The organism is Ureibacillus chungkukjangi, from assembly GCF_003217295.1.
Classification (GTDB): domain Bacteria; phylum Bacillota; class Bacilli; order Bacillales_A; family Planococcaceae; genus Ureibacillus; species Ureibacillus chungkukjangi.
This window is the reverse complement of record NZ_QJTJ01000007.1, coordinates 115078-138887: the sequence shown is the minus strand read 5'-3', so window position 1 is coordinate 138887 and position 23810 is coordinate 115078. Positions and strand designations below refer to the sequence as shown.

Annotated in this window: 22 protein-coding genes; 19 read left to right on the top strand and 3 right to left on the bottom strand. The window is 37.4% G+C overall.

Going from position 1 to position 23810, the window contains the following annotated elements:
• Nucleotides 1-130 precede the first annotated feature (130 nt).
• On the bottom strand, nucleotides 131-997 hold the full coding sequence (locus BJ095_RS07875) for a YitT family protein (RefSeq protein WP_107934317.1): 867 nt from the start codon (nucleotides 995-997) through the stop codon (nucleotides 131-133).
• 439 nt (nucleotides 998-1436) lie between these two features.
• On the opposite strand from BJ095_RS07875, the gene dapB reads away from it, so the two are divergent.
• The 16 genes from dapB to BJ095_RS07800 all read left to right on the top strand — a co-directional run bounded on the left by dapB (nucleotide 1437) and on the right by BJ095_RS07800 (nucleotide 17259).
• Complete coding sequence (gene dapB, locus BJ095_RS07870; protein ID WP_107934320.1) at nucleotides 1437-2234, top strand: 4-hydroxy-tetrahydrodipicolinate reductase; 798 nt, start codon at nucleotides 1437-1439, stop codon at nucleotides 2232-2234.
• A 15-nt stretch (nucleotides 2235-2249) separates the two neighbouring features.
• A complete protein-coding gene (mgsA, locus tag BJ095_RS07865; RefSeq protein ID WP_107934322.1) occupies nucleotides 2250-2654 on the top strand; it encodes a methylglyoxal synthase in 405 nt (134 codons plus the stop codon).
• A gap of 184 nt (nucleotides 2655-2838) precedes the next feature.
• Nucleotides 2839-3975, top strand: a complete 1137-nt coding sequence (gene bshA, locus BJ095_RS07860; protein WP_107934324.1) for an N-acetyl-alpha-D-glucosaminyl L-malate synthase BshA — start codon at nucleotides 2839-2841, stop codon at nucleotides 3973-3975.
• Nucleotides 3972-5156, top strand: a complete 1185-nt coding sequence (locus tag BJ095_RS07855) for a CCA tRNA nucleotidyltransferase (protein ID WP_107934325.1) — start codon at nucleotides 3972-3974, stop codon at nucleotides 5154-5156. The genes bshA and BJ095_RS07855 overlap by 4 nt, the downstream gene beginning before the upstream one ends.
• Complete coding sequence (locus BJ095_RS07850; protein ID WP_107934327.1) at nucleotides 5134-6120, top strand: biotin--[acetyl-CoA-carboxylase] ligase; 987 nt, start codon at nucleotides 5134-5136, stop codon at nucleotides 6118-6120. Before BJ095_RS07855 ends, BJ095_RS07850 begins: the two co-directional genes overlap by 23 nt.
• Before the next feature lie 256 nt (nucleotides 6121-6376).
• The gene (locus tag BJ095_RS19375) at nucleotides 6377-6502 is read left to right on the top strand and encodes a hypothetical protein (protein WP_255502509.1); all 126 of its coding nucleotides are present in this window, start codon (nucleotides 6377-6379) and stop codon (nucleotides 6500-6502) included.
• 458 nt (nucleotides 6503-6960) lie between these two features.
• Nucleotides 6961-7800 carry a 3-methyl-2-oxobutanoate hydroxymethyltransferase gene (panB, locus tag BJ095_RS07845; RefSeq protein ID WP_107934329.1) on the top strand — a complete coding sequence of 280 codons (840 nt, stop codon included), beginning with the start codon at nucleotides 6961-6963 and terminating at the stop codon, nucleotides 7798-7800.
• Nucleotides 7797-8660, top strand: coding sequence for a pantoate--beta-alanine ligase (panC, locus tag BJ095_RS07840; protein ID WP_107934331.1), 864 nt, complete (start codon nucleotides 7797-7799; stop codon nucleotides 8658-8660). The genes panB and panC overlap by 4 nt, the downstream gene beginning before the upstream one ends.
• Complete coding sequence (panD, locus tag BJ095_RS07835) at nucleotides 8653-9036, top strand: aspartate 1-decarboxylase (protein ID WP_107934333.1); 384 nt, start codon at nucleotides 8653-8655, stop codon at nucleotides 9034-9036. Before panC ends, panD begins: the two co-directional genes overlap by 8 nt.
• Before the next feature lie 392 nt (nucleotides 9037-9428).
• Nucleotides 9429-12239 carry an ATP-dependent DNA helicase DinG gene (gene dinG, locus BJ095_RS07830; protein WP_107934335.1) on the top strand — a complete coding sequence of 937 codons (2811 nt, stop codon included), beginning with the start codon at nucleotides 9429-9431 and terminating at the stop codon, nucleotides 12237-12239.
• 34 nt (nucleotides 12240-12273) lie between these two features.
• A complete protein-coding gene (locus BJ095_RS07825; RefSeq protein WP_107934337.1) occupies nucleotides 12274-12756 on the top strand; it encodes a cell wall elongation regulator TseB-like domain-containing protein in 483 nt (160 codons plus the stop codon).
• A gap of 15 nt (nucleotides 12757-12771) precedes the next feature.
• The gene (locus BJ095_RS07820) at nucleotides 12772-13965 is read left to right on the top strand and encodes a pyridoxal phosphate-dependent aminotransferase (protein ID WP_107934339.1); all 1194 of its coding nucleotides are present in this window, start codon (nucleotides 12772-12774) and stop codon (nucleotides 13963-13965) included.
• A gap of 113 nt (nucleotides 13966-14078) precedes the next feature.
• Nucleotides 14079-15374 (top strand): asparagine--tRNA ligase, encoded by a 1296-nt coding sequence (asnS, locus tag BJ095_RS07815; protein WP_107934340.1) that lies wholly within the window; start codon nucleotides 14079-14081, stop codon nucleotides 15372-15374.
• Between the two features lie 147 nt (nucleotides 15375-15521).
• The gene (locus BJ095_RS07810) at nucleotides 15522-16241 is read left to right on the top strand and encodes a DnaD domain-containing protein (protein ID WP_107934341.1); all 720 of its coding nucleotides are present in this window, start codon (nucleotides 15522-15524) and stop codon (nucleotides 16239-16241) included.
• 11 nt (nucleotides 16242-16252) lie between these two features.
• Nucleotides 16253-16912, top strand: coding sequence for an endonuclease III (nth, locus tag BJ095_RS07805; protein WP_107934343.1), 660 nt, complete (start codon nucleotides 16253-16255; stop codon nucleotides 16910-16912).
• Entirely contained in the window at nucleotides 16909-17259 is a 351-nt protein-coding gene (locus BJ095_RS07800; protein WP_107934345.1) for a YpoC family protein, read from the top strand. Before nth ends, BJ095_RS07800 begins: the two co-directional genes overlap by 4 nt.
• Nucleotides 17260-17498: 239 nt before the next feature.
• Here BJ095_RS07800 and BJ095_RS07795 read toward each other — a convergent pair whose 3' ends face one another.
• Both BJ095_RS07795 and recU read right to left on the bottom strand, forming a co-directional pair.
• On the bottom strand, nucleotides 17499-20126 hold the full coding sequence (locus BJ095_RS07795) for a penicillin-binding protein 1A (RefSeq protein WP_107934347.1): 2628 nt from the start codon (nucleotides 20124-20126) through the stop codon (nucleotides 17499-17501).
• 26 nt (nucleotides 20127-20152) lie between these two features.
• Complete coding sequence (gene recU / locus BJ095_RS07790; RefSeq protein ID WP_107934349.1) at nucleotides 20153-20767, bottom strand: Holliday junction resolvase RecU; 615 nt, start codon at nucleotides 20765-20767, stop codon at nucleotides 20153-20155.
• Between the two features lie 153 nt (nucleotides 20768-20920).
• Between recU and BJ095_RS07785 the strand changes: the two genes are divergently transcribed.
• The 3 genes from BJ095_RS07785 to BJ095_RS07775 are packed head-to-tail and all read left to right on the top strand — an operon-like array spanning nucleotide 20921 to nucleotide 23807.
• Nucleotides 20921-21148: an endonuclease gene (locus BJ095_RS07785; RefSeq protein ID WP_107934351.1), complete on the top strand. Its 228-nt coding sequence runs from the start codon at nucleotides 20921-20923 to the stop codon at nucleotides 21146-21148.
• Nucleotides 21149-21169: 21 nt separating this feature from the next.
• Entirely contained in the window at nucleotides 21170-21541 is a 372-nt protein-coding gene (locus tag BJ095_RS07780) for a YppE family protein (RefSeq protein WP_107934353.1), read from the top strand.
• Nucleotides 21531-23807 carry a DEAD/DEAH box helicase gene (locus BJ095_RS07775; protein ID WP_107934355.1) on the top strand — a complete coding sequence of 759 codons (2277 nt, stop codon included), beginning with the start codon at nucleotides 21531-21533 and terminating at the stop codon, nucleotides 23805-23807. The genes BJ095_RS07780 and BJ095_RS07775 overlap by 11 nt, the downstream gene beginning before the upstream one ends.
• The last annotated feature ends 3 nt before the right edge of the window (nucleotides 23808-23810 follow it).

Genomic DNA, 23810 nt, shown 5'->3' with positions numbered 1-23810 from the left:
CTAATTCCGCTCCAACATCTTTTTTCTCATTATAAACAAAAGTACCCTACAAGAAGGACTTTTTTTAAAGTGTCCATCTTATAGGGTACATTTTAGAAATGAATCAATCCAAGCGCTTTATGCTTTTTATCTACTCATCGATTCTGAAGCCTTCTCCTGTAACATCCTTTACGTCAATAATTGAGACGAATGCATTAGGGTCAATAGAACGTATTATCGATTTAAGTCGTACTAATTCATTACGGCCGACAATACAGTATAGAACATCCTTCGATTGCTTTGTGTAATGTCCATAGCCATGGAATACAGTGATTCCACGTTCCATCTTCTCAGAAATAAGATTTGCAATTTCATCAGGGTTATTTGAAATGATTAGTGCAGCTTTTGCAGAATAAGCACCATCTTGAACCATATCAATCACGCGAGCACCAACAAAAACAGCTACAAGTGTATACATCATCGAACGTGCATCTAAGAATGTAAGCCACGATGCTAAAATTACGAAAGCGTCAAATAAAAACATGGTACGGCCCATACTCCAGCCAACATACTTATTTGTAAGTCGAGCAATGATATCGACTCCACCTGTTGTACCACCGCATCTGAAAATAATTCCAAGCCCAATCCCGACGAAAACACCTGCAAATAAAGCAGCTAAAAGTAAATCGTCTTGAAGATTCAAATTCACTTCGTAAACCTGGAAAATACGTAGGAAGATGGAAACTGCAACAGTTCCAATAATTGTATAGATGAACTCTACACGACCAAATTGCTTCCAGCCTATTATAAACATCGGGATATTAAGAATAAGGTTCATGATTGCTGGATCCCAATTTAATGTGAAGTATAATATTAACGTAATACCGCTAAAGCCACCTTCACCTAGTTCGTTTTGAATATTAAAATGTAGGAGGCCAAAACTAAAAATGGCTGCACCTAATAATATTCCAAGAATGTTTTTTACTTTAATACCTCTCAAAAAATAACCTCCAAACATTAACAATAAATAGTTACTTATTATTACTCTTGCTTACTTTATTTACCTCCAACGATAGATACATTATGTTTTATTTTTCTTCTTTTGACAACATAGCCCTTTATTATATACGATGATACTAAGTGCATGGTATGATGTCGAATGAGATATATAATGTGAAAATTACCGTAAAAAAATAGATAAATACATATAAAAATTCAAGAATTAGATTTTCTAAAAACTAACTTTGGTACTAAAAACCCTTAGTTGGAGGCAGTTTTACAGGAGAAAATACTACTAACTTGTATAGGGACGAAAAAATCTGTCTGAATTGAAAAATACAAATGTAGAATTAGGAGATTTTTTCTTTTTTTTAGTATGTTATACAAATGCATTAGGTATCCAATAAGTTAACATTATTTCATAGCAGAAAATATTAAAGGCAGAAAGGATGAATAGTATGACAATAAGAGTTGCAATTGCAGGTAGTAGAGGGAAAATGGGGTCAGAGGCAGTAAAAACTGTTTATAACCGCGATGGTTTGGAGCTTGTGGCGGCATTAGATTATAAGCATGTAGGAGATAGCTTAGCCGAGCTTGAAATGTTTCCTTCAAATTTAGACGTGCCAATTTATACGAACCTCACGCAATTGATTACAGAAACAAAACCAGATGTTTTAGTCGACTTAACAAATCCGCATTCTGTATATGAGCATACAAAAGAAGCAATGTTACATAATGTACGTACAGTTGTTGGTACTACAGGCTTTACTGACGAACAATTAGAAGAGCTAACAAATCTTGCAAGAATAAGTAAAGTAGGATGTATTATTGCGCCGAATTTTGCAATTGGTGCTGTATTAATGATGAAGTTTGCAAAAGAGGCTGCTAAATATTTACCACATGTTGAGATTATAGAAATGCATCATGATCGTAAATTAGATGCACCTTCTGGAACAGGGAAGAAAACAGCTCAGATGATTGCGGAGGTTCGTGAATCACAAAAGCAGGGGCATGAATTTGAAGTAGAAACAATGCCAGGGGCACGAGGTGCAGACTTTGAGGGAATGCGCATTCACTCTGTACGTTTACCAGGCTTAGTAGCTCATCAAGAGGTTCTATTTGGTGGAGAAGGGCAAATGCTAACGATTCGCCATGATTCCTATAACCGTGAATCCTTTATGGGTGGAGTTGTTTACTGTATTGAAAAGGTCATGACATTGGAAGAATTAGTATACGGACTAGAAAATATCCTATAAGAATGGAGATAGAAAATGAAAATCGCTCTTATTGCACATGATCGTAAAAAAGATAGTCTAGTTGAGTTTGCTATAGCATATAAAGAAATATTGTCTGAGCATGAATTATATGCAACTGGGACAACGGGACAGCGCATACAAGATGAGGTTGGTTTAAAGCTAATAAGATTTCGTTCAGGACCATTAGGGGGCGATCAGCAAATTGGCTCTATGATAGCTAATAATGACATGGATATGGTCATTTTCTTTAGAGATCCTCTTACTGCACAGCCACACGAACCAGATGTAACGGCACTTGTTCGACTTTGCGATGTTTACCATATCCCTTTAGCAACGAATATGGGAACAGCAGAAATTCTACTAAAGGGTCTACAAGAGGGATTTGTAGATTGGCGGTTAATCCAGGAAAGACGTAAATAAAAGTGATATTGAACTTTTGCATTAAAAATATTTGTTAATTATCTAAATATACAGAACTTCTGACGGATGCTTTGTTCAATAATTTTGAACAATAAGCATATATGAATCTACACATATTTGATTAATTAATTTGTTTTCAATGATTAAAGTAATTAATTATTTGGATAGAGAGGAAGAACGTCGGATGAAGAAGCTGAAAATTGGAATTACATGTTATCCAACTGTTGGTGGTTCTGGTGTTCTAGCAACAGAGCTTGGAAAAATGCTAGCAGAAAGAGGACATGAAATTCATTTTATAACATCTAGTGTTCCATTTCGATTAAATAAAATTTACCCCAATGTATTTTTTCATGAGGTTGAAGTAAATAATTACTCTGTTTTTCAATACCCTCCATATGACCTTGCTCTAGCAAGTAAGATGGCGGATGTTATAAAAGAGAAGAAATTAGATGTACTACATGTTCACTATGCTATTCCGCATGCTGTATGTGCAGTTCTTGCACGTGAAATGAGTGGAGAAAATATTGGTATAGTTACAACCTTACATGGTACCGACATCTCAGTGCTAGGACAGGATTCGACAATGACTCAGGCTATTAAATATGGTATCGATAAGTCGGATATTGTGACAGCTGTCTCGGATGCCTTAAAAGAACAGACCTATCAATTAATCGATACAAAAAAAGAAATCGAAACTGTTTATAATTTTGTTGATGAGTCGATATTTAAGCCAATAGATTCTAGTAATTTAAAGGTACAATATGGAATTAGTGATGACGAGCGTGTTCTTATCCATGTTTCGAACTTCCGTAAAATTAAAAATTTACCAGATATCATAAATACTTTCTTTAAAGTTCGAGCAGAAATGCCTGCTAAGCTTCTGTTAGTAGGTGATGGTCCTGAAAAACAAAGAATGGTCGATTATGTGAAAACATCGCCATATAAAGAGGATGTTCTATTTTTAGGAAAGCAAGAAAATGTTGCAGAGTTATTTGGCTTAAGCGACTTAAAATTATTGCTATCAGAAACTGAATCCTTTGGTTTAGTATTATTGGAAGGAATGGCCTGCGGGGTACCCGGCATCGGTACAAATGTAGGAGGTATACCAGAAGTTATTCAACATGGTGAAAATGGCTTCATTGTCGAGCTTGGTGATACTGAAGGAGCAGCCCAATTTGCAATTCAATTATTAAAAGATGAAGAGAAATTAATCCAATTCCGTCAAGCTGCAATTACCTCTATTCAAACGAAATTTTTAGCGAAGCCTATTATTGATCATTATGAACAACTCTATGAACGATTGGTGGCACTGCGCGTATGAATATAAATAAGGAATGGCATGCTGCGTTACAGGTGATTGACAGGATTGAAAAAAGTGGTTTTGAGGCGGTCATTGTTGGTGGTGCTGTACGAGATCATCTATTGCAAAGAAAAGTCAATGATGTGGATGTTGCAACTAGTGCCTTGCCCTTAGAGATAAAAGAAATTTTTTCATCGACAGTAGATGTTGGAATTGAGCATGGAACTGTATTGGTTTTAGATGAAGGGGAGCCAATTGAAGTAACAACCTATCGCACTGAAGGTACATATAGTGACTATCGTAGACCAGAGGAAGTAAAGTTTGTTCGAAACCTCGAGGAAGACTTACAGCGCCGCGATTTTACTATTAATGCAATGGCTTTTACAAAAGACGGTGATATCATTGATCTATATGGTGGAAAAGAAGATATAGAAAATAAGGTTATCCGTGCTGTTGGTGATCCGAATGTGCGTTTTCGTGAGGATGCCCTTCGAATGCTGAGGGCTATTCGTTTTGGGTCTCAATTAGGTTTTACTATCGAGGAAAAAACTTTAAAGGCCATTCAGGTTGATAGTGATTTAATTGATTTTATAGCAAATGAACGAATTGCAATGGAAATGGCTAAGGTTTGGAAAAGTAAATTTGTATACTATGGTCTTCAATTACTGATTGAAAGTAATCTATCGAAATTTTTAGTAGGGCATTTTTCGGACCAGCTTGAGCATTGGCGTACTTTTAAAGCTGAAAAATCAGAGATTGGCTGGGCTTATTTGTGTCTTTTGAATCGTCAGGAAATGCAAGATATTGTGGATTTCTACCGTTTGTCGAAAAAGGAAAAAACCTTTGTTCGTAAAACACTAAATGCTTTTGATGCATTAAGACAAAAGTGGACTGCAATGGATTATTTTTCAAATGAGCTAGAGATTTTAGAAACAGCTTATGATTTTGCTAGATGGCAAAACATTGCTCTACCATTTGAAAAAGAAGAAATACATGCGGTTAAAAATAGCCTGCCAATTCAAGCCATTGACCAATTAGCTATCAGCGGAAATCATTTGATGAGCTGGACTACTAGAAAAAGTGGTCCCTGGATTAAAGTTGCTTTAGATGCTGCAATTATAGCTGTTTTAAACGGATACGTAGAAAATGAAGAAGACAAGTTGAAGGAATGGTTCTTAAATGACTTTATCAATGAAGGATAAAATACTAAAGCGTTTCCTTCTTGCCTCAGGGGAGCCGATTTCAGGTCAGTATTTAGCTGATGAATTGGGAATCTCTCGAACGGCGGTCTGGAAACATTTGCAGTCCTTACAAGAGGATGGCTATACTTTTGATACAATTAAGAAAAAAGGCTATCTATTAACAAATAAACTAGACAGAGTGGATGCAGCGAGTATAGCATCCTTTTTGTCTACAGAGCGATTTGGACAGTCCATCCATTATTTAGACGAGTGTGCTTCTACTCAAACGATTGCACATGAATTAGCTCGTAATGGTGCTAAGGATGGGACAATTATAATTGCTGAGTCACAAACCGCGGGCAAGGGAAGAATGAGCCGTCCTTGGGAATCGACAAAGGGGAAGGGCATTTGGATGACAGTTATTATCAAACCAGATGTATTGCCACATCAAGCACCTCAATTCACATTAGTGGCAGCAGTATCGATTATTAATGCCATTAAATCTCTATATAGTAATTTTACTCCCGTTATCAAATGGCCGAATGATATTTTAGTAAATGGACTGAAGTGTACGGGCATTTTAACCGAAATGATCGCTGAAATGGATCGAGTCCAGGCATTATTGATTGGAATCGGCATTAATGTCAATCAGCAGCAGGAGGATTTTCCAGAAGAGCTTCATACGATTGCAACCTCTTTAAGTATCGAGGAAAATAGAGTATTAAACCGAGCTGAACTTGTTGGAACTATCTTAAATTACTTAGAGAACTATAGTGACTTATATGTGAAAGAAGGTTTTGGTCCTATTAAGAAGCTATGGGAAGAAGCCTCTGGAACAATAGGTAAACAAATTAAAGCCACAACTTTAACAGAAGTTATTGAAGGAAAAGCAATCGGTATTACTGAATCTGGTGTTTTGGAAATTCAGCTAGATAATGGAGAAGTTCGAAGTATCTATTCTGCTGATATCGAATTGAATGAATAATAGAATATATATTTTTTAGAAAACTCTTTTTCGTAGGTGAAATCTCACTGTTGAAAAAGAGTTTTTCTAATTTTTAGTTAAAAAGTCTCTCGAAATAAAATTGCAAACCTACTCAAAAAGGATAAAATGTAAAAATATTCAAAACTTTTATTATATTTTTACTATGAATATGGTATTTTCTCTTATAGACAGGAATATAATGATAAGTAAAAGAGTTGAAAAGAGTAAATTACTAGATTCGGGGTGAACTAGCTTTATGAAAATGATCAGTTCTATGTTTTGTCGTATGCTTGGCTATCATAAATACAGTTATTTTACAGATCGCTGTGTTCGTTGTGGGAAAGTACGTTCATCAAATTCATCATCTGCTGAGAATACATAAGGTCTAAGGTTTGCATATGGATTACAAAAAAATTGAAATTGTATTAGTGTTTTATGAAATGACCCTACCATTTAAAGCTTAAAATGGTAGGGTTTTACTTTGGCTAATTTTAAAGGCTTGTCTATTAAAAAAGCTGTAGAGAATTTATAAAAACCTGTATACGTTTACTTTAAAAGTTGTTATAGTAGCGGTATGGACAGTATCATTTTTTGAACTGTACCTTGTTACACGTTTAAATAACTAAAAAGATCTGCCTTGATCTTTTATAAGACAGGGACGGAAGAAAACAAACTGCGTTATTTTTAATTTTTAACAACGCAATCCTTCTGTCTATTTTTAAGACAGAGGGATTTTTTTATGCTGAGAAGCGCTTACATCGGGACTCGGTATAAGAGAATAACATCGATTATCGTATGTTCTTCTCATGTTTTCTTCTTAATAAAAAGGAGGAAAAAATGATGAAAAGTACGAGTGATTTTTTGAAGATGAAGGCACAAGATGAAAAAATCGTCATGATTACGGCCTATGACTATCCAGCAGCGAGGTTTTCTGAAGAGGCTGGTGTCGATATGATTTTAGTAGGTGATTCATTGGGGATGGTTGTTCTCGGTTATGACTCAACGCTTCCCGTTACAGTAGAAGACATGGTTCACCACGCAAAAGCTGTACGACGCGGAGCAAAGGATACATTTGTTGTTGTAGATATGCCTTTTGGTTCGTATCACGGCGATCAAAATGAAACATTAAAAACAGCAGTTAGAATGATGCAGGAAACAGGTGCCAATGCACTTAAGGTTGAGGGTGCTGGAGAAGTAGTGAAGGCCATCGAAAAGCTTACTACTGCTGGAATCCCAGTTGTTGCTCACTTAGGTTTACAGCCGCAGCTAGCCAATGTTCTTGGTGGATATAAGGTTCAAGGAAAAACAGCTCAGCAAGCAATGAAGCTCATTCAGGATGCGAAGGAATGTGAAGCTGCAGGTGCCTGTGCTGTCGTATTGGAGTGTATACCTCATCAGTTAACGGAAGCGGTTACAAAAGAGCTGACGATTCCGACAATCGGAATTGGTGCTGGTGCGACAGCTGATGGGCAGGTTCTTGTTTACCATGATTTGTTAAGGTATGGAAATCACCACATCCCAAAATTTGTTGAAAGCTTTTCATTTGTTGGTGAAGAAGTTGAACGTGGCATTAAAAACTATACAAAAGCAGTGAAAGCAGGTACCTTCCCAACATTAAAGCATAGCTTTACCATGAAGGATGAAGAGCTCACGCAAATCTATGGGGGCGTAGAAAAATGAAAATTATCAACACAATTGCCCAGTTAAAATCCATAGTCCACGATACAAAAGGTGAAGGAAAATCCATTGGCTTAGTACCCACAATGGGTTACCTCCATGAGGGACATTTGGCTTTAGCAACGAAAGCAAGGGGAGAAAATGATCTTGTTGTAATGAGCATTTTTGTAAACCCAACACAATTTGGTCCAAATGAAGACTTTGAATCCTATCCTCGTAATTTAGAACGAGATGCACAATTGGCTGAATCGGTTGGTGTAGATGTTATATTTGCTCCATCTGTTGATGAAATGTACCCAGAAGATGGCGGGATTTCAATAAGAGCTGGCAGACAGTCTGAGATATTATGTGGTGCTTCTAGACCTGGTCACTTTGATGGGGTACTACAAGTGGTTGCAAAGCTATTTCATATTGCAGAGCCAAAGCGCGTCTATTTTGGTCAAAAGGATGCACAGCAGGTTGCCATTATTCAAACACTTGTGAGAGATTTCAATTTTCCGTTAGAAATTAAAACTCTACCAATTGTTCGAGAGGCAGACGGGCTTGCGAAGTCCTCCCGCAATGTTTATTTAACAGAGCAGGAGCGTGCCGTGGTACCAGCCATTTTTGAAGGACTAATTCTTGCAAAAGAAGAGTTTATATTACATGGGAATGCAACTGCGGCAATTGAGCTAGCATCGAAGCATATTACTGATAAAACAGGTGGGGTAATTGACTATCTAGAGCTTTTATCTTATCCAGATTTAAAAGCAGTCACAGATACTACAAATGATTTTTTACTAGCAACCGCAGTTTATATTGGAAAAACAAGACTAATTGATAATATTATTTTTTCAACTAAAGGGGAAACAGCAAATGTTTAGAATGATGATGAATAGTAAAATCCATCGTGCACAGGTAACACAAGCCGATTTAAATTATGTAGGGTCCATTACAATTGATGAAGATATTTTAGATGCAGTAGGGATGCTTCCAAATGAGAAGGTTCATATTGTTAACAATAATAATGGTGCTCGTTTTGAGACATATATTATTGCGGGTGAACGCGGTAGTGGCGTAATTTGTGTAAATGGTGCTGCAGCAAGACTTGTTCAAAAAGGGGATATCGTCATTATCATTTCTTACGTATACGTGACAAATGAAGAAGCGCAAGATCACAAACCAACAATAGCAATCATGGGAGAAAATAATACAATCAAGGAAATGATCTCCTATGAACCAGAGGCTACAATTAAATAATTATAGAGAAATATTTTTCCACTTGAGTTTCTATCAAACTTGAGATAGAATAGATTCTAGGTGCCAAACCTATGTAAAGTTTATACTTTACAACCAAAGTACTCATTACGACACGGATTTGTCGGAGTACTTTGTTTTTATGAGCAGGGAGATGAGCCCCTGCTCTTTTTATTTGTACATAATGCTTTTTATAAATAAGACATCATTTCACCCCAAAGGTCCTAATGACTTTTGGGTATTTTTTATATTCTCGCGGGGCTTAAGATGACCGATTGACTGTAGGTATGATAAAATTCGCTTATCTAGATAGAGAATTCTGATTACGGTATTAAATTATAACTAACAGCTTCGTAATCTGATGATAATAAACTTAAATTGTGAGTTGAGGAAAAATGGTGGAAAGTCAGAAATATGCAATTGTTGATATCGAAACAACCGGTCATTCCCAAGCAAACGGAGACCGTATGATTCAAATAGCAATTGTCATCATGGAGGATTGGTGTATCAAGAAGACTTTTACATCATTCATTCACCCTGGGAAATCAATCCCGCTTTTTATACAGGATTTAACAAACATTACCGATACGGATGTACAAGATGCACTACCATTTGAGGCACATGCAGATTATATATATGAATTATTACAGGATACCGTGTTTGTCGCTCATAATACGGATTTCGATTTGTCCTTCTTACAGGGTGAATTTAAACGTGTCGGTTTACCCAAATGGAATGGCAAAGTAATCGATACGGTTGAGCTGTCAAAAATATTATTTCCATCTTCCTTGAGCTATAAATTAGGAGACCTTGCAGTAGAGCTTAATATCCCTCTAAACAACGCCCATCGAGCAGATGATGATGCAAAGGCTTGTGCCTTATTACTAAAGGAATGCTGGGAAGAAATCCTTTCACTCCCACAGGTAACTTTAGAGCAGATGCATAAAAAGTCTTTTCGTTTAAAAACGAATCTTTCACAGCTATTTTTTGAAGCGTTACAAATTAAGCGTGGAAAAGTTGAGAAAGAAGACGATTATGTTTATTACAACAAACTTGCATTAAAAAAGCCTTCAAAAAGCGTCAAGGATTTACAGGAGGGGATAGAGTACCCTATTACGACTCCAGAAAAAGTAGGGCTTTTTAAACAAGCAATGGAGCAGTTCGAGGAGCGCCAGGAGCAATTCGAGATGATGGATATCATTTGGGACAATTTGAACAATAAATCGGAAGTAATGATTGAGGCTTCAACGGGAATTGGCAAAACAATTGGCTATCTGATACCATCCATCCTCTATGCCAAAAAGAGCAATCGAAAAGTATGTATTAGTACGTATACAACAAACTTACTTGAACAGCTTTTAACAAATGAAATCCCAAAGGTAGAAAAAATAATTGGACGTCCTATTAATGTGACTTTATTAAAAGGAAAGAAAAACTATGTGGATGTCATCCTTTTTGAGCAATTAATGAAAAGCCAGGATTTATCCTACGATGAAACCTTAACCGTGCTTCAAGTACTTGTATGGTTATCTAAAACCGAAACCGGGGACCTTTCAGAGCTGAATTGTTCAGGTGGGGGTCAGCTGTTTATTGATAAAATCCGTAAAAATACTGAAAAGACCCAGCAAAAACACAGCCTTGATTATTATGATCGTGCCATTCAGGAGAGCTCGGATGCAGATTTAATTATTACAAACCACTCCATGCTCCTAGCCGACTTAGTGCGTCATGAACCGATTTTTGATGAAATCGACGGCTGGATTATTGATGAGGCGCATCAATTTGTTCAAGCAGCTGAGCAACGGGATCAAGCTATTTTTACCTTTACAAATTGGAAATATATTTTCGGTCGAATTGGATTGTCAACAGATCAGGAATTATTTACGGCATTTCAAAAAATCGCTATTAAAAAACAAAGAGTACCATTAAGTGCCTTTCATCAATTGGAAAAAATATATATCCGAATGATTGAGTTATTCGATAAGACGATGCAGGATATTGTTTCCCAAATGAGGGTATCTGCTCATCATTCAAAATCCAATGCAAAGCGATTGGATTTTATGCATGAGCTATCCTTGAACAGGGAATATATTGTGGATTTTTCAAAGGCTATGCAGCAATGGATTGACTTAGCCGACCAAATGTCTGCTCATTTCAAAAAAGATATTGAACAAATTGCCCCAGAGCATAAATTAGTTTTAGAGCAATGGGATTACTGGATTCGCGAGTATAAGATGAAGGCGAGTGAATGGGATGAAATTTTCATCAAATATGATGAGGATTACACCACTTGGATTGAAATCGATCAAAGAAATATTCCTGGCAGTATTCGTGTACTGAAAAAACCAATCAGTATTTCGTCAACAATCGAACAGCTCTTTCATCCAATAAGACAAAAGTCAGCAGTCATCTGGACCTCGGGCACTTTAACAGTACCTAATAATGAGCGATTCATAGCCAAGCAATTAGGAATCAAAAAGGATGTACCCTTAAAACGTCTTCAAGCTCCAGAGCATTATTATAAAGGGGCAAAAGCCTTTATCGTAAATGATATGCCGGATATTCAAGGAGTATCTCAATCAGATTATATTGAATCCGTTGCATTGGCAATTACACAGATTGTCAGGTCAACTCAAGGGAGATGCTTTGTATTATTTACCTCACAGGACATGTTGAGAAAAACGGTTGAGCTAATCCAAGAAAGTGAGCTGCTTCTCGACTACATGATTTTTGCACAAGGTGTTACAAGCGGCAGTAAATTGCGTTTGCTAAAATCCTTCCAAAAATTTAGCCATTCAGTGTTATTTGGGACAAATAGCTTCTGGGAGGGAGTAGACGTACCTGGTGACGGACTATCATCAGTTATTGTAGTACGCTTGCCATTCTCTGCGCCAGATGAACCTACCTTTAAGGCGAAATCTGCAGCTATACAGCAACAGGGTAAAAATGCATTTACCGAGCTTTCTTTACCAGAGGCAATTTTACGATTTAAACAAGGCTTCGGTAGATTAATCAGATCCTCACAGGATAAGGGAGTTTTTGTCGTATTAGACCGCCGAATCGAAACAAAATCGTATGGAGTAGAATTTTTACGTGCTTTACCGCAAATTTCTGTCACTAAACTACCTCTACAACATATGGTTTTAGAGATAGAACATTGGTATAATAGTAAGGATGAGGAAAGAAAGCAGGTTGACAAGCAATGACATATGAAAAGGTAGCAGAGATGAAGGTGATTCGATGAAGAACTGGATAATTTTCATTTCCGTTTTTATAGTTTCTTTGGCACTTGTTATTTCTGTACTCGTAATTTGGAAATCCGACGCACCATTCGATGAAATTGAAAAAAAGGCAGAAGAGCTAGCGTTAACAACTAAGATATTAGATGTTGTATCGGACTCATATGTTTATAATGGCAATAAACCGTACGTTACTGTCTTTGGCGAAGATGCGGATGGTAACGAAAAGGCAGTATTTGTTCCAATCAGTTTAGAAGAAAAAAAGATACAGGAAGTTTTTTTGAAAGACGGAGTTACAAAGGAACAAGCATTGTCGGTTTTAAATAATGAAGTCAAAGTAAATGAAATCCTTCACACAAAATTAGGCTATGAGGAAGTTGGCCCAGTTTGGGAAATTACTTATACAAACAGTGATGACAAACTTAACTATGTCTATATTATTTTTGAGGACGGACAATGGTGGAAACGTATTTTAAACTTGTAGAGGAGTAGATCATTCATGAGAGAATTATTAGCCAATCGTGTAAAAACATTAACACCATCAGCAACTTTAGCCATAACTGCAAAAGCAAAAGAGTTAAAGGCGAGTGGTATTGATGTGATTGGTTTAGGAGCAGGGGAGCCAGATTTCAATACACCAAAAAATATTCTTGATGCTGCGTCAGAATCGATGTATCAAGGACATACAAAATATACTCCAGCTGGTGGACTGCCTGCTTTAAAGAAAGCGATTATAGACAAATTGGCAAGAGACAACAATCTCGAATACACGCCAAAGGAAATTCTCGTGGGAATTGGGGCTAAACACGTTCTATATACCTTATTCCAGGTCATTCTAAATGAAGGGGATGAAGTAATAATCCCAATTCCTTATTGGGTTTCATACCCTGAGCAAGTAAAACTAGCTGGTGGTGTACCGGTTTACGTTGAAAGTACAAGTGAACAAAACTTCAAAATTACGGCGGATCAATTACGGAATGCAGTAACGCCAAAGACAAAGGCAGTAATTATTAACTCACCAAGTAATCCTTCTGGAATGGTTTACACACGTGAAGAGTTAGAAGCTTTAGCAGAAGTTGCAGTAGAAAAAGATATTTTAATCGTATCGGATGAAATTTATGAAAAACTTCTATACAATGGATTAGAACATTTTTCTGTTGCGTCAATTTCTGAGGAAGTGAAAGCACGTACAATCCTTATAAATGGTGTAGCAAAATCCCATTCAATGACAGGATGGCGGATTGGTTATGCAGCAGGTAATGCAGAGATTATTGAATCAATGACTGACCTTGCTTCACACTCAACATCAAATCCAACTACTACATCTCAATATGCAACAATTGAAGCATATAACGGGCCACAGGATTCTGTAGAAGAAATGAGAGCGGCTTTTGAATCTCGATTAGAAACAATCTATCCAAAATTAAATGCAATCCCTGGTTTTAATGTGATTAAACCTCAAGGTGCATTTTATTTATTGCCAGATGTATCAGAAGCAGCACAAAAAACGGGCTACGCTTCTGTTGATGATTTCGTAACAGCTCTTCTTACTGATGCTAATGTTGCAGTTGTACCGGGTTCAGGCTTCGGACTACCATCTACAATACGTTTAAGCTATGCTACATCTTTAGAGAACCTGGAAGAAGCGGTTCGTCGTATGGATAATTTCGTAAAATCAAAATGGCAAGACTAATTTAAGCTAACAAGCTGCAGGCTAGTAAAAAATTATTAGCCTGCAATCTAGATATTCATTTTCAAGGTTATGCAAAGTAGCAACATGATTAGTTTTTTGACGGAGGAACAACTATGAAAAAAATAATGATTCAAGACATGCCAGGAGCTATTGGCGAAACTGTAAAATTAGGCGTTTGGTTAGCAAACAAACGTTCAAGTGGTAAAATTGCCTTCCTACAATTACGTGATGGATCAGGCTTTGTGCAAGGTGTAATTGTAAAAGAAGAAGTAGGGGAAGAACTATTCGCTACAGCAAAAGGTTTAACTCAAGAGACGTCTATGTACGTAACAGGTGTTGTTAAAGAAGATACACGTTCAACATTTGGCTGTGAGTTAGCTATTACTGGTGTCGAAGTAATTCATGCAGCAGTAGATTATCCAATTACACCAAAAGAGCATGGTGTAGAATTTTTAATGGACAACCGTCATTTATGGTTACGTTCACGTAAACAACATGCTATTATGAAAATCCGTAACGAAGTAATTCGTGCAACATACGAGTTTTTCAATAATAACAGCTTTGTTAAAGTGGATCCGCCAATTCTAACGGGCTCAGCTCCAGAAGGAACTTCAGAGCTTTTCCAAACAAAATACTTTGACGAAGACGCATATCTTTCTCAATCTGGACAATTATATATGGAAGCAGCGGCAATGGCTTTAGGAAAAGTATTCTCATTTGGTCCTACATTCCGTGCAGAAAAGTCAAAAACACGTCGTCATTTAATTGAGTTCTGGATGATCGAGCCAGAGATGGCTTTCGTGGAATTTGAAGAAAACCTAGAAGTTCAAGAGCAATATGTGGCTTACATTGTTCAATCAGTATTGAAAAATTGTAAGATTGAACTAGAAAGACTTGGGCGTGATACTTCTAAATTAGAAAACATCCAAGCTCCATTCCCACGTATCTCTTATGATGATGCGATTAAATTCTTACATGAAAAAGGATTTACAGATATTCAGTGGGGTGACGATTTCGGTTCGCCACATGAAACAGCGATTGCAGAACACTATGACAAGCCGGTATTTATTACATGCTACCCTGTAGGTATCAAGCCATTCTATATGCAGCCACATCCAGAACGTGATGATGTTGTATTGTGTGCAGACCTAATTGCACCAGAAGGCTACGGGGAAATCATCGGTGGTTCTGAACGTATCCATGATTACGATCTACTAAAACAACGCTTAGCTGAACATAAATTAGATGAATCAGCTTATGCTTGGTATTTAGATCTACGTAAACAAGGCTCAGTACCTCACTCAGGATTTGGTTTAGGCTTAGAGCGAACAGTTGCATGGATTAGTGGTGCAGAGCACGTTCGTGAAAGTATTCCATTCCCAAGACTTTTAAACCGTCTATATCCATAAGCTCTAGGTAAGTTAAATTCCATTAGATAAAGTTAAAGCGCTCGTCTCGCACGGGCGCTTTCCTTGGTATTTTAAGTATTTTGGCGTTAACGGAATTCGTTCAAATAGACATACTTTAGTATTTTAACAAAGAAAGGAGTCCTTCAATTGAAAATGAAATATCAGCGACTCCATATGTGGATTGAGCAAGGAAATGTTTCGATACCTAAGCTGTTTTTCCAGTATTATAAAGCGTTAAAGATTGCGGATGATGAAGCACTGCTCTTATTACATTTATTGGCTTTTCATTCAGAGCAAAATGATTTTCCAACTCCAAGTGATATAGCAAAAAGAATTTATTCTAGTGAAAACGAAATAAGCTCGAAGTTACAAAGACTTATGCAAAAGGGTTTTTTAGAGATTACTCAAGGAATTGATGGAAATGGAATCGTCTATGAGAAATACTCGATTTACCCATTATGGGAGAGAATATTGGATCATATCGAAGCCTCTTCAATGCAGCAAGAAATTGAAGCAGAGAAAAATGAAGAGGGAGAAATTTTCGCCATTTTTGAGCAGGAGTTTGGGCGTCTTCTATCACCGATGGAAATTGAAACGATTTCAATGTGGCTTGATACCGACAACCATTCACCAGCAATCATCAAAGCTGCCCTTAAAGAGGCTGTTCTTGCAGGTAAAATTTCATTACGTTATATCGACCGAATTTTATTTGAGTGGAAAAAGAAAAATATTACATCCGTAAAGCAAGTTGAAAAACATACGGAGCAATTTCATAGTAAAACAACTTCTGTGCAGCCGAAAGTAAGTGTGGCACCAGAAAATACGAAAAAAGTATCCTTTTACAACTGGCTAGAGGAAAGAGAATAGGGGGTGTAACGATGCTTACGAAAAAACAGTGGGAGCATTGTTTGGCAGTAATGGACGAAATGTTCCCGGATGCGCATTGTGAGCTTGTTCACGAGAACCCATTTGAGCTAACGATTGCAACATTATTATCAGCACAATGCACCGATGTACTCGTCAATAAAGTAACGAGAACATTATTTCAAAAATATAAAACACCAGAGGACTATCTGGCTGTACCTTTAGAGGAATTACAAAACGATATTCGTTCTATTGGTCTATATCGCAATAAAGCTAAAAATATTCAACTGCTTTGTGAGAAGCTATTAAATGAATTTAACGGAGAAATTCCACAAAGCCGAGAACAGCTAGTCACACTACCCGGAGTTGGTCGAAAAACGGCAAACGTTGTATTATCCGTTGCTTTCAATATCCCTGCACTTGCAGTAGATACCCATGTGGAGCGTGTTTCCAAACGCCTGGGTTTATGTCGCATAAAAGACTCGGTATTAGAAGTCGAAGAAACAATTATGAAAAAGACGCCAATGGATAATTGGTCGAAAACGCACCACCAGCTGATCTTCTTTGGTCGCTATCATTGTAAAGCCCAAAATCCCCAATGTCATATATGCCCACTTCTTGATGATTGTCGTGAAGGGCAAAAGCGACTGAAAAAAGGATTGGTGAAGCAATGATTAAAGTTCATATAGAATCGATTGCAAAAGAAGCAGTGGAGCCATATTTTGAACAATGGAATGATTTGAGTGAGCAAATCCACAAAGCACATGATTTAAGAAACGGAGAGGCCAAAACCTTAATGGAAAAAGGTATCGACCTTTTCGAATCCTGTATTTTAAATTGCTCGGAAACAGCATTTCAAACTATCAATGAAAAGGAAGACTACGAGGTCCTTCCGATTAATGGCATGGAGCGCCTTCAGTTCATAAAAATGCGTCCTGGACAATATGCCTGCTTTCGCCAGTTAGACGAGCTCTTCAAAGAACTTAAAAAAAGACTAGCCCGCCTAAGAATAAAATCATAGCTACGAAATAGTGTAGCATTAGACTCAAAAGCAATTATATATTGCTTTTGAGTCTTTTTTTGGTGAGTAATGAAATACGCGACACACATTCCCCATGGATAATAGCCAATTAAATAGTCCCACACTTCATCCTAATTAAAAGCTATGAAATAAAAAAAGCGATGAAAAATTTACATTTTTCATCGCCATCTGTATCCATATAGGGGGGAGCACTACTATTAGATGCATCCCCCGATATCTTATTCTGGTTTTTCAGTTGGATCTGTTGGCTCAGTGGGGGTTTCTACTTCTCCCTCATCACCACCAGGTCCGAACCAATCGTCGAAATCACCATCTTCTTCACCGTTTCCACCGTTGTCATTGCCATTCCCGTTTCCGTTCCCGCCATTACCATTACCATTATTACCGTTTCCATTGCCGTTATTACCGTTATTTCCATTCCCACCACCGTTTTCAGGTTCTTCTGGGGAATCTACTTCAGGTTCTTCTACAGCATTTTCGATATAAATTGATACGGAAGCAGGCTCGCTTCGGACATCGCCCGAAATGGCCACTACACTAAACGTATAATTACGTCCGGCTTCTAAGTTTGAAAGTGTTGCTCGCATTTCTCCAGTTGACGATATGACAACTGGTTTTTGGTTATCCATCCCCATTGACACTTCAAATGTAATGTCGATATCTTCCTCATCACTTGGAGGGGTATAGTCCCAAGTTAGATCTACAAGATTGCCTTCAACACTGTAATTTGCTTGTAGGTTTGTTGGGGCATTTAACTCTAATTGCTCGAATTCTTCCGAGATTTGAGTTGGCTCCGTGCCTTTTACAAATAGCTCTGTTTGTCTTAATTCAGAAGGAGTATACTCACTTGCTAATTGTAATGGGTTTGTTCCAACCTCAATTGTTGCTTCCACAACTGAACTTGGTTTTTTAAAGTTTGCTGTTTCAATATCTGCTGAAATCTCAGTCATAATCGATTTGAATAATCGCTGTGGTAAACGACGCTCATCCCAAGTAGTAATTGGATCGTAACGCTTCGAATATCCACTCCAAACAGCAATTGAATAATTCGTTGAATAACCAGCAAACCAAGAATCAGGAACACTGCTTTCTGGTAAATCTTGTTTTTCAAACTCATCGGCTGAATAGTTTGTTGTACCTGTTTTACCAGCGATATCTATGCCTGACACAGCTGCAGCAGTTCCAGAAGCACCTGGTTTTTGACTTACAACATCACGTAAAATATCTGTTACCATATAGGCAGTATAGTCACTCATAGCAGGTACCTGTTTTGATTTGTATGAATTTTTAGTGCCATCTCGATAAACGACTTCTTTAATAGAAGTAGGGTCACTATAGACTCCGTTATTACCAAATGCCGCATATGCAGCAGATAATTGAATTGGACTAATATAGACCTTACCGCCACCAATTGCATCGGATTCATAGACAGCTTCTGGTTCGATACCGAGCTTATTGATAAATTCCTCCGCTTTGTCGATTCCAACCTCTTGAAGTGTTTTTACAGCTGGAACGTTTCGAGATTGATACAGTGCTTGACGTACTGTCATCGTTCCTAAATATTTGTTATCAAAGTTTGTAATAACCTGCTTCGAATTAGAATAATTCATTTTTTCATCTACAATTGTTTGACCCGTAGACCATTTTAAATTTTCAATTGCAGGACCATAGTCAATTAATGGCTTAATTGTTGAACCAGGTGAACGTTGTGTTAAATCCTGTGCAAAGTTATAGCCGCGGTTTGCGTAATTCCTACCGCCACCAATTGCTGCGATTTCACCAGTCTTAGTATTTACTACAGAAACACCAGCTTCAATATTTTCAGTAGGGAAGTTTTCAGGATTATTCAAAATATCCTCTACAGTCGATTGTGCTTTTGGATCAAGTGTTGTATATACTTTAATTCCTTCAGCTAGTGCTTCGCCATCACCTTTTTCCTCAAGCTCATTTAACACAACATCTAAAAAGGCATCATATTTAGTACCAGCTACGGATTGGCGTTCCTCCTCAGCCAATAGGCGAGAAGTTACATCAATTTCTTTTGCAGCAGTAGCTTGTTCTTGTGTAATCTTTTTATGCTGTACCATTAAGTCTAAAACAAGGTCTCTTCGTTGCTGAGCACGCTCTGGGTTTTTATATGGATTATATCTATTGGGACTTTGTGGAATCCCGGCTAATAATGCCATTTCATCAAGCTCTAATTCACTTGGCTCTTTACCAAAGAAATACTCTGAGGCAGTACCAAATCCGTAAATTCGACCTGACATAAGTATTTTATTGAAATACATTTCGAATATTTCTTCTTTTTCATATTGTCTTTCAAGCTGGATGGCAAGCCATGCTTCCTGTGCTTTACGCTTTAGCTGCTTGTCATTACTTAAAAATGAATTTTTTACAACCTGTTGCGTGATGGTACTTGCACCTTGAGAACCGAATCCTTGTGTAAAGTTTGCAATAACGGCACTTCCTAATCGCCAAACATCAATCCCAAAGTGGTTAAAGAAGCGTACATCCTCTGTTGCTAGGATAGCATCTACCATATCCTCCGGAATATCGTCATATTCTACATATTTTCGACTTTCAGCACCGATTGTTGCAAAAAGCTCCCCATTCGTATCATAAAATTCTGATGAAATTGGATCCTTTAATAATTCTTCATCTAGTTCTGGAGCCGAGCTTGCATATACAGCAAATAGGCCAGCACCACCAATCAGCCCGACAATGCCGATAATGACAATCGTTAGAACGATGCGTTTTACCCATATGCCTACTGGTTTTTTATGTTTTTTCTTTTGTAATTCACGTTCGCGCTTTAACTCCTCGCGAGTTCGACGTTTTTCAGCCAAAGTAATCTCCTCACTTTAACAAACAATTAGTTTTCGTTTGCTATCATTTTTTTTATTACGGTTAAGTAGTCAATCCTAGGATTGTAACCGGGTTGGATTTCTATTGTTTTTGATTCAAATACACTTAATGGAATCGATTTTCTGCCGCCGCATTCCATCATTTGCCAGGCTTCGTGTAAAACATTAAATGGTACGATGAAATAACGATCCAAAGTCGTAAATTTGACTATTGTAAAAGTAATTCCTTTTTGATTTGTCACTTCTTTCATATGGTTTACTTGATGAAGGTGGACGTTTTTTAATGGGAAGGATGTTTTACTTTCTGTTTCCTTGGCTTCAAAGTCAATATAATATCCATTCCATACACCATTATAATCGGTAGTCGACGGTGTTCGGAAGTATGCCTCACGAATAACTGCTGCACTTCGTGATGGATACTCTACTTTGACGATTTGCACTGGAACAGGTTTCTTATGGATAATTGCAATTTGTTGATTTAAATAGTAAGTATTTGTTTCGTTAATTTCATCTTCTAGTGTTTTACCCCGATTACTAAAGGAGGAATCTTTTTTTTTCGAGGTAGATTTTTGCACTGAAGATTCACTAGGCTTGTACGGTTTGCCATTTGGATAATGAAACATCGAAAAAACACTCCTTCTTAAAATGATACCCATTTTTAGCATAAAAAACATATCGAAAATCTTCTTGTTTTAGCAACCTATGTCTAGTTTTGACAAGTAGGAAGGGAATTGAATAATTGCAAGGAATTAAACCTCCTATAAGGAGGAATGACCATGCAACGAATTCAAATGCTTATTTCACAACTTGAGTGTATCGATCAAATTATGACAGCAAAAATTGAGAATGAAAGAGCTCAAATTCACAGCCAAATTTTCTCTCAATTAGGAACTACTTATCAAAAAGTAAGCTTAGCAGAAAAGCAGTTTCATGTAAAGAATGCCTGTTCCCCTAATACTAGTGTTAACAATGAGATTTTGGTACACTTAAAAGAAGAAATATAATAATTTTAAGAGGGTACTAAAATGCAACTAATAGAACTATCAAAGCAATTGTTAAATGAGTGTGATGCGTCAATTAGTCGCTTTTTTAAACAGCGTGAACTTGACGCAACGCCTCAATTTTTTGAAGAAGTTAAACCACATGCGGATTTTTATCATTCCGTTTTAATAGATTGGCAACAGCATGCCTTAAATTGGATTGAAGAAAATCGTCCTAAATATATGCACAAATCTCAAATTCAAAATGTTGTTGATGCAATGGATCAATTTGTCGTCCAGTCCTTTTATAAGGAAACAAGTAAGAAACGTTTTATTCAATCTGTTCAATCTGTACACTACACATTATCTTTCTTTTTAAGATATTTAGAGGAGGAGAATGATCAGGATGTTCAGTAAAAAACGTTCAATTGATGATCTGCTGACAGAATGGCGATTTGACGAAGAGCTAAAACAAAACATTTTGCATTGGCACACTTTAGAGCCTAGACCGGCAAAATACGCTTCTTTTCCAAAAGAGCTGCATCCTTCTATCCAAAAAGCTCTTGAAGCTAGAGGGATTGAACAGCTTTATACGCATCAAAGGGAAGCTTTTGATCATGCCACTTCTGGAGAATCTTTTACTGCTGTAACACCTACTGCATCTGGAAAATCTCTGTGCTACCATTTGCCTGTGCTACAAAAAATTCTAGAAGATAAATCGAGTCGAGCAATATATTTATTCCCCACAAAGGCGTTAGCTCAGGATCAAAAATCCGATTTAAATGAGCTGGTAGAGGAAATGGGGGAGGAAATTTTAAGCTATACCTATGATGGAGATACTGCACCTGCAATTCGACAAAAAATTAGAAAAGCAGGACATATTGTAATGACAAATCCAGATATGCTCCATTCGGGGATTTTACCTCATCATACAAAATGGGTCTCACTCTTTGAAAACTTAAAATATATTGTCATAGATGAATTGCATACATATAAAGGAGTTTTTGGAAGTCACGTAGCACATGTTATTCGTCGACTAAAAAGAATCTGTGCTTTTTATGGAAGTGATCCGATATTTATTTGTACTTCTGCTACTATAAAAAATCCGAAAGAGCTGGCTGAAAGCTTAACAAATACAAAGCATCAGCTGATTGCAGATTCAGGAGCTCCGGTTGGGAAGAAGACCTTTTTATTTTATAACCCACCAATTGTGCATCCAACCTTTGGCGTGAGGCGGAGTAGTGTTTTAGAGGTGCGTGATTTAGCCACACGTTTATTTGAAGCAGGAATTCAAACCATCGTATTTGCAAAATCACGTGTTCGGGTGGAAATGCTAGTAACCTATTTAAAAAGCCTTACAAAGAACAAAATCCAAGATGAATCTATTCGAGGGTATAGAGGCGGCTACTTACCAACAGAACGTCGTAAGATTGAAAAAGGTCTTAGAGATGGAACGATACAAACGGTTGTCAGTACTAACGCTTTAGAGCTGGGTGTAGATATCGGTCAATTGCAAGCATGTATTATGACGGGGTACCCAGGTAACATCGCAAGTGCATGGCAGCAGGCAGGAAGGGCTGGAAGAAGACAAGACTCAGCGCTCATAATTTATGTAGCAAATTCAACAGCCCTTGATCAATATGTGGTAAATCATCCTACATATATGTTAGGCAGCTCACCAGAAGAGGCGCTAATCAATCCAGAGAACATCTTAATCTTAATGGATCACCTGAAATGTGCGGCTTTTGAATTGCCATTTACAGTGACAGATACTTACGGAGAGTTTGATGTACAGGAGTTGCTGGAGTTTTTACAAGACGAGGGTGTCCTTGTTAAAACTAGCTCAAGCTGGTATTGGATGAGTGAACGCTTCCCTGCGCATGAGGTGAGCTTGCGTTCTGCTGCACAAGAGAATGTGGTTATTATTGATCAGACAATTCCCGCTGGAACCAAGGTTATCGGTGAGATGGATACCTATAGTGCAATGACTCTTTTACATGAAGAAGCAATTTATCTCCATCAGGGAACTCAATTCCAGGTTGAAATATTAGATTGGGAAGAAAAGAAAGCGTATGTACGTGAAGTAGATGTAGACTATTTTACAGATGCGAATTTAGCAGTAGAATTAAAAATTCTCAATGAAGATAAAAGTGCAGCATTAAATTCTGCAACGATTAGCTATGGTGATATAAGTATTTTAGCGATACCGACAATCTTTAAAAAAATACGCTTCCAGACCCATGAAAATATTGGCTCGGGGAAAATTCATATTCCACCACTTGAAATGCATACAAATGCTACGTGGATGTCCTTTAACTTACCAGAAAATTGGTCGGAGGAGATGTTAACAGATGCATTAACGGGCGCAGCATATGCCATTGGTTCATTTATACCGTTGTATATTCAATGTGACAGAAGTGATTTATCGGTCGTGCCGCAGGTAAAATCCACGCATAATGATAAGCCAACACTATTTATCTACGATAGCTACGCTGGTGGAATAGGCTTAGCTGAAAGAGTATATGATATTTTGGGGCCCATTTTAGATGCAACAATCCATCATGTTCAAAATTGTCCATGTAAAAGTGGCTGCCCATCCTGTATTGGTGCACAGGATAGCTTAAATGAGAGCAAGGACAAAGTAATCAAAGTGCTTTCAATTTTAAAGAATGAAATAGGGTGATTT

Bases quoted from the DNA above. Each gene is read 5' to 3' on its own strand.
- BJ095_RS07875 (WP_107934317.1), bottom strand. From the start codon at position 997: ATGTTTGGAGGTTATTTTTTGAGAGGTATTAAAGTAAAAAACATTCTT.
- panB (WP_107934329.1), top strand. From the start codon at position 6,961: ATGAAAAGTACGAGTGATTTTTTGAAGATGAAGGCACAAGATGAAAAA.
- dapB (WP_107934320.1), top strand. From the start codon at position 1,437: ATGACAATAAGAGTTGCAATTGCAGGTAGTAGAGGGAAAATGGGGTCA.
- BJ095_RS07825 (WP_107934337.1), top strand. From the start codon at position 12,274: ATGAAGAACTGGATAATTTTCATTTCCGTTTTTATAGTTTCTTTGGCA.
- recU (WP_107934349.1), bottom strand. From the start codon at position 20,767: ATGTTTCATTATCCAAATGGCAAACCGTACAAGCCTAGTGAATCTTCA.
- BJ095_RS19375 (WP_255502509.1), top strand. From the start codon at position 6,377: ATGAAAATGATCAGTTCTATGTTTTGTCGTATGCTTGGCTATCATAAA.
- BJ095_RS07775 (WP_107934355.1), top strand. From the start codon at position 21,531: ATGTTCAGTAAAAAACGTTCAATTGATGATCTGCTGACAGAATGGCGA.
- panD (WP_107934333.1), top strand. From the start codon at position 8,653: ATGTTTAGAATGATGATGAATAGTAAAATCCATCGTGCACAGGTAACA.
- asnS (WP_107934340.1), top strand. From the start codon at position 14,079: ATGAAAAAAATAATGATTCAAGACATGCCAGGAGCTATTGGCGAAACT.
- BJ095_RS07800 (WP_107934345.1), top strand. From the start codon at position 16,909: ATGATTAAAGTTCATATAGAATCGATTGCAAAAGAAGCAGTGGAGCCA.
- dinG (WP_107934335.1), top strand. From the start codon at position 9,429: ATGGTGGAAAGTCAGAAATATGCAATTGTTGATATCGAAACAACCGGT.
- mgsA (WP_107934322.1), top strand. From the start codon at position 2,250: ATGAAAATCGCTCTTATTGCACATGATCGTAAAAAAGATAGTCTAGTT.
- panC (WP_107934331.1), top strand. From the start codon at position 7,797: ATGAAAATTATCAACACAATTGCCCAGTTAAAATCCATAGTCCACGAT.
- BJ095_RS07820 (WP_107934339.1), top strand. From the start codon at position 12,772: ATGAGAGAATTATTAGCCAATCGTGTAAAAACATTAACACCATCAGCA.
- BJ095_RS07785 (WP_107934351.1), top strand. From the start codon at position 20,921: ATGCAACGAATTCAAATGCTTATTTCACAACTTGAGTGTATCGATCAA.
- BJ095_RS07850 (WP_107934327.1), top strand. From the start codon at position 5,134: ATGACTTTATCAATGAAGGATAAAATACTAAAGCGTTTCCTTCTTGCC.
- bshA (WP_107934324.1), top strand. From the start codon at position 2,839: ATGAAGAAGCTGAAAATTGGAATTACATGTTATCCAACTGTTGGTGGT.
- nth (WP_107934343.1), top strand. From the start codon at position 16,253: ATGCTTACGAAAAAACAGTGGGAGCATTGTTTGGCAGTAATGGACGAA.
- BJ095_RS07780 (WP_107934353.1), top strand. From the start codon at position 21,170: ATGCAACTAATAGAACTATCAAAGCAATTGTTAAATGAGTGTGATGCG.
- BJ095_RS07855 (WP_107934325.1), top strand. From the start codon at position 3,972: ATGAATATAAATAAGGAATGGCATGCTGCGTTACAGGTGATTGACAGG.